Annotated in this window: 8 protein-coding genes; 3 read left to right on the top strand and 5 right to left on the bottom strand. The window is 64.9% G+C overall.

The features are described 5' to 3' along the window. A partial coding sequence (locus tag GYA94_RS03435) for a DUF3482 domain-containing protein (protein WP_161891784.1) occupies positions 1-999 on the top strand: 999 nt, incomplete at its 5' end. 44 nt (positions 1,000-1,043) lie between these two features. Here GYA94_RS03435 and GYA94_RS03430 read toward each other — a convergent pair. Then, on the bottom strand, positions 1,044-3,302 hold the full coding sequence (locus tag GYA94_RS03430; RefSeq protein ID WP_161891783.1) for a heavy metal translocating P-type ATPase: 2,259 nt from the start codon (positions 3,300-3,302) through the stop codon (positions 1,044-1,046). A gap of 82 nt (positions 3,303-3,384) precedes the next feature. Between GYA94_RS03430 and cadR the strand changes: the two genes are divergently transcribed. Continuing rightward, positions 3,385-3,828, top strand: a complete 444-nt coding sequence (cadR, locus tag GYA94_RS03425; protein WP_029887259.1) for a cadmium resistance transcriptional regulator CadR — start codon at positions 3,385-3,387, stop codon at positions 3,826-3,828. A gap of 191 nt (positions 3,829-4,019) precedes the next feature. Here the strand turns inward: cadR and GYA94_RS03420 are convergent, their stop codons facing one another. Genes GYA94_RS03420 through GYA94_RS03410 form a run of 3 tightly spaced genes read right to left on the bottom strand, consistent with a single transcriptional unit; the run spans position 4,020 to position 6,648 of the window. Continuing rightward, positions 4,020-4,991: a thymidylate synthase gene (locus GYA94_RS03420; RefSeq protein WP_029887260.1), complete on the bottom strand. Its 972-nt coding sequence runs from the start codon at positions 4,989-4,991 to the stop codon at positions 4,020-4,022. Between the two features lie 51 nt (positions 4,992-5,042). Continuing rightward, a complete protein-coding gene (gene lgt, locus GYA94_RS03415) occupies positions 5,043-5,849 on the bottom strand; it encodes a prolipoprotein diacylglyceryl transferase (RefSeq protein WP_009685084.1) in 807 nt (268 codons plus the stop codon). 16 nt (positions 5,850-5,865) lie between these two features. After that, positions 5,866-6,648 carry a sulfite exporter TauE/SafE family protein gene (locus tag GYA94_RS03410; protein WP_054882076.1) on the bottom strand — a complete coding sequence of 261 codons (783 nt, stop codon included), beginning with the start codon at positions 6,646-6,648 and terminating at the stop codon, positions 5,866-5,868. A 129-nt stretch (positions 6,649-6,777) separates the two neighbouring features. Here GYA94_RS03410 and GYA94_RS03405 point away from each other — a divergent pair, with 129 nt between their 5' ends. Next, entirely contained in the window at positions 6,778-7,524 is a 747-nt protein-coding gene (locus GYA94_RS03405; RefSeq protein ID WP_161891782.1) for an NRDE family protein, read from the top strand. Positions 7,525-7,579: 55 nt separating this feature from the next. Here GYA94_RS03405 and ptsP read toward each other — a convergent pair whose 3' ends face one another. Continuing rightward, positions 7,580-9,859, bottom strand: coding sequence for a phosphoenolpyruvate--protein phosphotransferase (gene ptsP / locus GYA94_RS03400; protein ID WP_009685081.1), 2,280 nt, complete (start codon positions 9,857-9,859; stop codon positions 7,580-7,582). Positions 9,860-9,877: the final 18 nt, after the last annotated feature.

The following is a 9,877-nucleotide window of genomic DNA, read 5'->3' as shown; positions in this document are numbered from 1 at the left end:
ATCGATGCCCGCGAGCCAGTGCTGGCCAAGTACCGCGACGAACTGGAGGTGCTGGCCAGTTGCGGCAAGCCGCTGTTGCCGGTGCTCAACTTTGTCGCCAGCCACCAGCACCGCGAGGCGCAATGGCGCGAAGCCCTTGCCCGGCTTGGCCTTCACGCGTTGGTACGGTTCGACAGCGTAGCCCCACCCGAGGACGGCGAACGCCGCCTGTACGAAAGCCTGGCCCTGCTGCTGGAAAGCGCCCGCCCGGCCTTGCAACGGCTGATCGACGACCAGCAGGCCCAACGCCTGGCCCGCCAGCACAGCGGCAAGCGCCTGATTGCCGAACTGCTGCTGGACTGCGCTGCCTGCCGGCGCAGCGTCGATGCCGAACCGGCGGCCGAAGCCCGGGCCATCGAAGCGCTGCGCCAGGATATTCGTCAGCGTGAGCAACGGTGTGTCGAAGCCCTGCTCAAGCTGTATGCCTTCCGCCGCGACGATGCCCACGCCAGCGACCTGCCGCTGCTGGATGGGCGCTGGGGCGATGACCTGTTCAACCCCGAAACCTTGAAGCTGCTGGGCGTACGCCTGGGCAGCGGCGTAGCCGCCGGCGCAGCGGCAGGTGCCGGGGTCGACTTGCTGGTTGGCGGGCTTACCCTGGGGGCAGCGGCACTGGCCGGGGCGCTGGCCGGCGGTGCGTTGCAGACGGCGCGCAACTATGGCGCGCGCTTGCTGGGCAAACTCAAGGGCAAGCGCGAGTTGACCGTGGACGATACGGTGTTGCGCTTGCTGGCCTTGCGTCAGCAGCAGTTGATGGTGGCCCTGGACAGCCGCGGGCATGCAGCGCAGGACAGCATCAGGCTGGGTGAGCTGGATGAAAAGGCCTGGCGTGAGGGCAAGCTGCCAGAGGCACTGGTCAGGGCGCGGGCGCATCCACAGTGGTCCACCCTGAACCCGGGGGCGAAGCTGAACCAGGCCGAGCGCCAGGAACAGCTGGAGGCGCTGGTGTCTCAGTTTTGAACGGGCGGCGAGCCTGAACCGCCCCATACGCACCAGGCAAGCCTTTATTTGCGCAGCAGGCGCAAACCGTTGAACACCACCAGCAGGCTCACGCCCATGTCGGCAAATACCGCCATCCACATGGTGGCCATGCCGGCAAAGGTGATCGCCAGGAATATGGCCTTGATGCCCAGCGCCAGAACGATGTTCTGCAGCAGGATCGCCCCGCTTTGCCGCGACAACCGAACGAAGGCCGGGATTTTCCGCAAGTCATCGTCCATCAGCGCCACATCGGCGGTTTCGATGGCGGTATCGGTGCCGGCCGCGGCCATGGCGAAACCGATCTCGGCACGGGCCAGTGCCGGCGCATCGTTGATGCCGTCACCGACCATACCCACCCGGTGGCCCTGGGCGTACAAGGCTTCAATGCTTTGCAGTTTGTCGGCCGGCAGCAGGTTGCCCTCGGCGCGGTCGATGCCTACCACGGCGGCAATGGCCTGGGCGGTGTGCGGGTTGTCACCGGTCAGCATCACCGTCTTGATGCCCAGCTCATGCAGTTCGGCAATCGCCTGACGGCTGCTTTCCTTGACCGTGTCGGCCACTGCAAACAGCGCCAGCGGGCCGCTGGGGTCGAGTAGCAGGACCACGGTCTTGCCCTGGCGCTCCAGCCCATCCAGGCGGGCCTCCAACTCGGGCGAACACAGCCCCAGTTCCTCGACCAGGCGGTGATTGCCCAAGTGGTAGACCTGGCCGTCGATGGTGCCACGCACGCCCCGCCCGGCCAGGGCGGCAAAGTCGTCTACCTCGCTCAAGGCCAGGCCTTGCTGCCTGCCGAACTGGGCGATGGCTCGCGACACCGGGTGGTCCGAACGCTCGCCCAAGCTGGCGGCCAAGGCCTGGGCGCGGCCTTCGAACAGCGGCGCCAGCACTTCGGCGTCGGTCTGGGCAGGTTTGCCATGGGTGATGGTGCCGGTCTTGTCCAGGGCCAGGAAGTCCAGGTGGCGGCCGCCTTCCAGGTAGATGCCCCCCTTGACCAGAATACCCTTGCGCGCAGCGGCGGCCAGGCCGCTGACGATGGTCACCGGGGTGGAGATCACCAGGGCGCACGGGCACGCCACCACCAGCAGCACCAAGGCGCGGTACACCCAGTCGAACCAAGCACCGGCCATGAACAGCGGCGGCACCACCGCCACGGCCAAGGCGATGGCGAACACCACCGGCGTGTAGATGCGCGAGAAGCGGTCGACGAAGCGCTGGGTCGGCGCCCGTGCCCCTTGCGCCTGCTCCACAGCCTTGATGATCCGGGCCAGGGTCGACTGCCCGGCAGCAGCGGTCACGCGAAACTCCAGCGCCCCTGCCTGGTTGATGGTGCCGGCAAACAACTTGTCGCCGACCGCCTTTTCCACGGGCAGGCTTTCGCCGGTGATCGGCGCTTGATCGACGCTGGATTGCCCACTGGTCACTTCACCGTCCAGGCCAATGCGCTCGCCAGGGCGCACCCGCACCTGTGCACCGATGGCTACCTCACGCACTGGCACTTCACGCCACTGGCCATCGGCTTGCTGCACCGTCGCCATGTCCGGCGTCAGTTGCATCAGGCCGCTGATGGCATTGCGCGCACGGTCCAGCGAGCGGGCTTCGATCAGCTCGGCGATGGTGAACAGCACCATCACCATGGCTGCTTCTGGCCACTGCCCGATCAACACCGCACCCGTGACGGCGATGCTCATCAGGGCGTTGATGTTGAGGTTGCGGTTTTTCAGGGCGATCCAGCCCTTTTTGTAGGTGCCCAGACCGCAGCCGAGTATGGCTGCGAGTGCCAGCGCGGCCACCACCCACTCCGCCGCAAGCGCAGAGAAGTGCACGATTTCCGCGGCGATTGCCGCAGTACCCGCCAACGCCAGCGGCCACCAACGGGTTTTCGCCGGTACCGATGCGCTGGCGCTGCCGTCGTCTTCGGCGCCCAGCGGCTCGGCTTTCATGCCCAGGCTGTCGATAGCCCGCTCGATTTCGGCGGTACCACCCAGGGTGTGGCGCACGCCAAGCACGCGGTTGATCAGGTTGAATTCCAATTGCTCGACGCCAGCCAGCTTGCCGAGCTTGTCCTGGATCAAGGTCTGCTCGGTGGGGCAGTCCATGGCATCGATGCGGAAGCGGCTGAGGCGCGCGTGGCCACTGGCCTGCTCGCTCAACTGCACCAGCGCCGGCGCAGCTTCGGCACTGCAGCAGCTGTGCCCATGGGCAGCATGGCCATGGTCGTCTTCGCCATGGGCATGATCGTGGTGGTGACCGTGCTTGTGTTCGTGGCTGACAGGCTGGTTCATGGGGGGTCCTTAAAGTGAGCCTGTTGCCAAGTGAACACCCTGTAGCCACTATAGGGTCAAGCCATTAGCGGGGAATTTGGTAATGAAGATCGGTGAACTGGCCAAAGCCACTGACTGCGCGGTGGAAACCATCCGCTACTACGAGCGGGAAAACCTGCTGCCCGCACCTGCGCGCAGCGACGGCAACTACCGCCTCTACACCCAGGCGCATGTCGAGCGGCTGACGTTCATTCGCAATTGCCGCACGCTGGACATGACCCTCGATGAAATCCGCAGCCTGCTAAGCCTGCGCGACAGCCCGGCTGACGCGTGCGGCAGCGTCAACGCGCTGATCGACGAGCATATCGAGCATGTGCAGGCGCGCATCGACGGGCTGGTAGCGTTGCAGGCGCAGTTGATAGAACTGCGCCGGCGCTGCAGCGCACAGGGGGCAGAATGCGCGATCTTGCAGCAACTGGAGACGAATGGTGCGGTAACGGTGCCGGAAACCGAGCATTCGCACGTGGGCCGCAGCCACGGGCATTGAGGAACACGATCTCCCGTGGGAGCGGCTTGAGCCGCGAACACCGGCAAAGCCGGTGCCAGCCACCGCGTCGCCTGCTTCGCGGGCGCGCCCGCTCCCACAGGTTAGGGTACTGGCTTCAAGCTCACGCTGCAGATGTAGGAGCAGCCTTGTGTCGCGAAAGGGGCGCAAAGCGCCCCCGGCCATCCCAGGACCTACACCGCCATCGGCGCTGTCATCGGCGCATGATGCTCATAGCCTTCCAGCCAGAAATCACTCGGCTCGATCTTCTCCAGCCACTCGGGTTCGTACTTGCCCGTTTCGGCAAACGCCGGCACCCGGTCACTGATCACCAGCTTCGGCGCTTCCAGCGGCTCGCGCTTGAGCTGCTCGTTGAGCATGTCCAGGTGGTTTTCATACACGTGGGCATCGCCGATGAAGTAGGTGAACCAGCGCGGGGTGTACCCGGTCAGGCGGCCGAACAGGGCCAGCAGCGCCGCACCTTCGGTAAGGTTGAACGGCGTCCCCAGGCCCAGGTCGTTGGAACGGATGTAAAGCGTCAGGGAAATTTCCCTGGTCTCGACATTCGGATGGAACTGGTACAGCAGGTGGCACGGCGGCAGCGCCATCTCGTCGAGCTGCGCGCAGTTCCAGCCGTGGAACAGGATGCGCCGGCTGCCCGGGTCGTTGGCGATGGTGTCCAGGCACTGGCGCACCTGATCGATAGCCTTGTACAGGATGACGAAGGCGACACCGTCTTCCTCGTCCTGGGCGATACGGCGGAAGCCCGCCTGCTCGGCCATGGCGATAGCGGCGGGGTTGCCCAGCGGGATGCGCTTGTAGCCAGGCCACTGGCGCCATTGCACGCCATAGATTTCACCCAGGTCATCATGGCCCTGGCGGAACGGGTTGGCCAACCACTGGGCGTTTTCGTTGGCATTCTGGTCCCACACCTTGCAGCCCAGCTCGCGGAACTCACCGGCGTTCTTCACGCCGCGCAGGAAGCCGACCATCTCGCCGATCGCCGACTTGAACGCCAGCTTGCGCGTGGTAATGGCCGGGAAGCCCTTCTGCAGGTCGAAACGCAGCATCGCACCCGGCAGGCTGATGGTGCGGATGCCGGTGCGGTTGCCCTGCAGCGTGCCGTTTTCGATAACGTCGCGGACCAGGTCCAGATACTGTTTCATGGCTTACCTGTAGCAGATACGGCAGGGGGATCGCCCCTGCCGTGGGATTAATCAGGCGGGATTCGCCGTGGGCTTGCGATTATAAGCCCACCAGATCAGGCCGAGGCCAGCGAGGATCATCGGCACGCAGAGAATCTGACCCATGGTCAGCCAGCCCCACGCCAGATAGCCCAGCTGGGCGTCCGGTACGCGAACGAACTCGACGATGAAACGGAAAATGCCATAGAACAGCGCGAACATGCCGGACACGGCCATGGTCGGCCGCGGCTTGCGCGAAAACAGCCAGAGGATCACGAACAGAGCCACGCCTTCCAGCGCAAATTGATAGAGCTGCGACGGGTGGCGCGGCAGTTGCGCGGGGTCGCTGAAGGGCGGGAAGATCATCGCCCACGGCACGTCGGTCGGCTTGCCCCACAATTCGGCGTTGATGAAGTTGCCGATACGCCCGGCGCCCAGGCCGATCGGCACCAGCGGCGCGACAAAGTCCATCAGCTCGAAGAACGACTTGTTGTTGCGCTTGCCGAACCACAGGGCTGCCAGCATCACCCCAATGAAGCCGCCGTGGAACGACATGCCACCCTTCCACACCTCGAAGATCAAGGTCGGGTTGGCCAGGTAGGCGTGCAGGTCATAGAACAGCACGTAGCCCAGGCGGCCACCGACGATTACCCCCATCGACAGCCAGAACACCAGGTCGGAGAGCTTTTCACGGGTCCAGGTCGGGTCGAAACGGTTCAGCCGACGCGAGGCCAGCAACCAGGCGCCACCGATGCCGATCAGGTACATCAGGCCGTACCAGTGAATTTTCAGCGGGCCAATGGCCACGGCCACGGGGTCTATCTGCGGGTAAGGCAGCATGGAACTTCCTCTCGATTCAAATCAAAAAGCTGAGGCCAACACAGAACAGCAGGGCTGCGAACAGGCGTTTCAACAGGCGCGGCGACAGCTTGTGCGCCAGGCGCGCGCCAAAGCGGGCGAAAAACATGCTGGTCACGGCAATGCCGACCAGCGCCGGCAGGTACACGTAACCCAGGCTGTGGGGCGGCAAGTGCTGCTCATGCCAACCTAGCAGCATGAAGCTCAAGGCACTGGCCATGGCGATCGGCAGGCCGCAGGCAGAAGATGTGGCCACTGCCTGTTGCATGGGCAGGCTGCGCGAGGTCAGGAAAGGCACGGTCAGCGAGCCACCCCCAATGCCGAAAATGGCCGAGGCCCAACCGATCACCCCACCCGCGCCGACCAGCACAGGCTTGCCAGGCACACCATGGCTGGCCTTGGGCTTGAGGTCCAGGGCCATTTGCGCGGCGATGACCAGGGCGAAGACACCAATGATCTTCTGCAGGAGCGGGCCCTGGATCAGCGAGGCGGTCTTGGCGCCGACACCGGCCCCCAGGAGGATGCCCAGGGTCATCCAGGCGAATATCGGCCATTGCACCGCGCCCTTGCGGTGGTGTTCGAGCACGGCGTTGATCGAGGTGAACACGATGGTCGCCAACGACGTACCCACCGCCAGGTGGGTCAGTACCGAGGCGTCGAAACCCTGCAGGGTGAAGCTGAACACCAGCACCGGCACGATGATGATGCCGCCGCCCACGCCGAACAGCCCCGCCAGCACGCCGGCACAGGCGCCCAACAGCAGATAGAGCACGAATTCCATTCGGCATCCCCGAGAAATCAATCCGGCATGGTAACGGAAGCCGGGTTCGAGGCTCTAGTGAAGTCTGTGTCAGGATGGATCCTGCCCGCAGCTGTGGGTACAGTGGCAGAAAACACAGAGGCCTGACCGATGTGCCTGATCGTATTCGCCTGGCGGCCGGGGCACGCCCTGCCGCTGATCGTCGCGGCCAACCGCGACGAATTCTACGCCCGCCCTGCCCAGGCCCTGGCGGCCTGGGAGGATGCGCCCGGGGTGCATGCCGGGCGGGACCTGGAGGCCGGTGGCACCTGGCTGGGCGTGGGCCCACAGGGGCGCTTTGCAGCGCTGACCAATATCCGTGACCCGCGGCAGGCGCAGGGGCCCCGCTCGCGCGGCGAGCTGGTGGCGGGGTATCTACGGGGTGAGCTGGGGGTTGAGGCTTACCTGGACGAGGTAGCCAGCCGTAGCGGGCAGTATTCGGGGTTCAACCTGCTGGTGGGTGATGGGCGCCAGCTGGGTTACCTGCATGGCCCAGACGTGGCGCCGCGCCTGCTGGAAGCCGGGGTGTACGGGCTGTCCAATGCCGGGCTGGATACCCCATGGCCGAAACTGGTAAAGGCCCGAAGCGGGCTGCAGAGCTTGCTGGAAAGGCCAGAGCCGCCACAGTTGCTGGCGCTGCTGGCCGATGGCGAGCCTGCAACTGACGGTGAGCTACCGGACACAGGCGTGGGCATGGCGACCGAGAAGCTGCTGTCGAGTGTGTTTATTGCCAGCCAGAGTTATGGGACACGCGCGAGTACTGTGCTGATTGTGGATGATCAGGGCAGAAGGCGCCTGATCGAGCGCAGTTTCGGGCCGTTTGGAGGACACCTGGGGGAAGTTAAGCTGTCGGTCTGAACAGAACCTTCGTAGGAGCGGGCGTGCCCGCGAAGAGGCCCGAACAGGCCCCCCCTTACAGGGTTTTATTGGCCCCAGGCCCGATCATCCGCGCCAGCCCCAGGTTTTTCAGCGCCAGCTGCAACGAGCTGTGGATAACCTGCGGGTTGTCGTGGCTCAAGGCTTCGACCAGCAGCTCCTTGGCCTTGCCCATGTTCACCTGGCGCAGCATCCACTTCACCTTGGGCAGGTTGGTGGCGTTCATCGACAGGCTGTCGAAGCCCATCGCCATCAACAGGATCGCTGCCGCGGGGTCACCCGCCATCTCGCCGCAGATGCTGACCGGCTTGCCCTCGCCATGGGCATCACGCACCACGGTGTTCAGCGCCTGCAGCACCGCCGGGTGCAAGTAGTCGTACAGGTCGGCGACCCGTGGGTTGTTGCGGTCCACGGCCAGCAGGTACTGGGTAAGGTCGTTGGAACCGACCGACAGGAAATCCACCTGCCGCGCCAACTCCTTGGTCTGGTACACCGCCGCAGGGATCTCCACCATGACGCCAACCGGCGGCATCGGCACGTCGGTGCCTTCGTCGCGCACCTCGCCCCAGGCCCGGTGAATCAGGTGCAGCGCCTCTTCCAGCTCGTGAATACCGGAAATCATCGGCAGCAGGATGCGCAGGTTGTTCAGGCCCTCGCTGGCTTTGAGCATGGCGCGGGTCTGCACCAGGAAGATTTCCGGGTGGTCGAGGGTCACACGGATGCCGCGCCAGCCGAGGAACGGGTTATCTTCCTTGATCGGGAAATACGACAGCGCCTTGTCGCCACCAATGTCGAGGGTGCGCATGGTCACCGGCAGCGGGTGGAAGGCCGCCAACTGCTCACGGTAGATGGCCAGCTGCTCTTTTTCGCTGGGGAAGCGCTGGTTGATCATGAACGGCACTTCGGTGCGGTACAGGCCCACCCCTTCCGCACCGCGTTGCTGGGCCCGGGCCACATCGGCCAGCAGGCCGGTATTGACCCACAACGGCATGCGGTGGCCGTCGGGGGTGATGCAGGGCAGCTCGCGCAGGGCATCCAGGCCCTGGGCCAACTGGCGCTCTTCCTCGACCACGTCGCTGTACTGCTTGCGCAGCACTTCGCTCGGGTTGGTGAACACCTCGCCCTTGTAACCGTCGACGATCAGCTCGATGCCGTCGACCTTGGAGTAAGGCAGGTCGACCAGGCCCATCACCGTGGGGATACCCATGGCACGGGCCAGGATGGCAACGTGGGAGTTGCCCGAACCCAGTACCGACACCAGGCCGACCAGCTTGCCTTCCGGCACTTCGCCGAGCATTGCCGGGGTCAGCTCTTCACTGACCAGGATGGTGTTGTCGGCGTAGACCAGCGACTGCGAGCGGGCCTCTTGCAGGTAGGCCAGCAAACGCCGGCCCAGGTCCTTCACGTCGGAGGCACGCTCGCGCAGGTAGTCGTCGTCCATCAGCTCGAAACGGTTGACGTGCTCGCCGACCACCTGGCGCAGGGCGCCCTGGGCCCACTGGCCGGTCTTGATGACCGCGGTCACCTCGCCGCCCAGCGCTGCGTCTTCGAGCATCATCAGGTAGACATCGAACAGGGCGCGCTCTTCCGGGCGCAGTTGCGTCGCCAGTTTGGCCGACAGCTTGCGCATGTCTTCGCGCACGCCTTCAAGGGCGTTTTCGAACAGCTTGAGCTCGGCGTCGATGTCATCGACGGCCTTGTCGGGCACCACTTCGAGGTCGGCAGGCGGCAACATGACCACGGCACGCCCTACGGCAGCGCCTGGCGAGCCAGGCACGCCGACGAAACGCGCTTCCTGGATGCCCTTGCCCTGCCGGCCCAGGCCACGGATCGAGCCGGTGGCCTCGGCGTGGGCGATAACCCCGGCAAGCTGGGCGCTCATGGTGACCAGGAACGCTTCTTCGCCCTCGTCGAACTGGCGGCGCTCCTTCTGCTGGATCACCAGTACCCCGACCACGCGGCGGTGGTGAATGATCGGTGCCCCGAGGAACGAGGCGAATCGCTCTTCGCCAGTTTCGGCAAAGTAGCGGTAACGCGGGTGGTCGGCGGCGTTTTCCAGGTTCAGCGGCTCTTCGCGGGTACCGACCAGGCCGACCAGGCCTTCGTTGGGCGCCATGCTGACCTTGCCGATGGAGCGTTTGTTCAGGCCTTCGGTGGCCATCAGCACGAAGCGATTGGTTTCCGGATCAAGCAGGTACACCGAGCAGACTTGGCTGCCCATGGCCTCCTTGACGCGCAAGACAATGATCCCCAACGCCGACTTGAGATCTTTGGCGGAGTTTACTTCCTGGACGATCTTGCGCAGCGTATTGAGCATGGCTCGGGGTCGAACTCC

The sequence above is a fragment of the Pseudomonas juntendi genome, from assembly GCF_009932375.1.
GTDB classification, from domain to species: Bacteria; Pseudomonadota; Gammaproteobacteria; order Pseudomonadales; family Pseudomonadaceae; genus Aquipseudomonas; species Aquipseudomonas juntendi.
Note: the sequence above shows the minus strand (reverse complement) of the source record. Positions and strands in the feature narration are given on the sequence as shown.

Bases quoted from the DNA above. Each gene is read 5' to 3' on its own strand.
- GYA94_RS03430 (WP_161891783.1), bottom strand. From the start codon at position 3,302: ATGAACCAGCCTGTCAGCCACGAACACAAGCACGGTCACCACCACGAT.
- cadR (WP_029887259.1), top strand. From the start codon at position 3,385: ATGAAGATCGGTGAACTGGCCAAAGCCACTGACTGCGCGGTGGAAACC.
- GYA94_RS03420 (WP_029887260.1), bottom strand. From the start codon at position 4,991: ATGAAACAGTATCTGGACCTGGTCCGCGACGTTATCGAAAACGGCACG.
- lgt (WP_009685084.1), bottom strand. From the start codon at position 5,849: ATGCTGCCTTACCCGCAGATAGACCCCGTGGCCGTGGCCATTGGCCCG.
- GYA94_RS03410 (WP_054882076.1), bottom strand. From the start codon at position 6,648: ATGGAATTCGTGCTCTATCTGCTGTTGGGCGCCTGTGCCGGCGTGCTG.
- GYA94_RS03405 (WP_161891782.1), top strand. From the start codon at position 6,778: ATGTGCCTGATCGTATTCGCCTGGCGGCCGGGGCACGCCCTGCCGCTG.
- ptsP (WP_009685081.1), bottom strand. From the start codon at position 9,859: ATGCTCAATACGCTGCGCAAGATCGTCCAGGAAGTAAACTCCGCCAAA.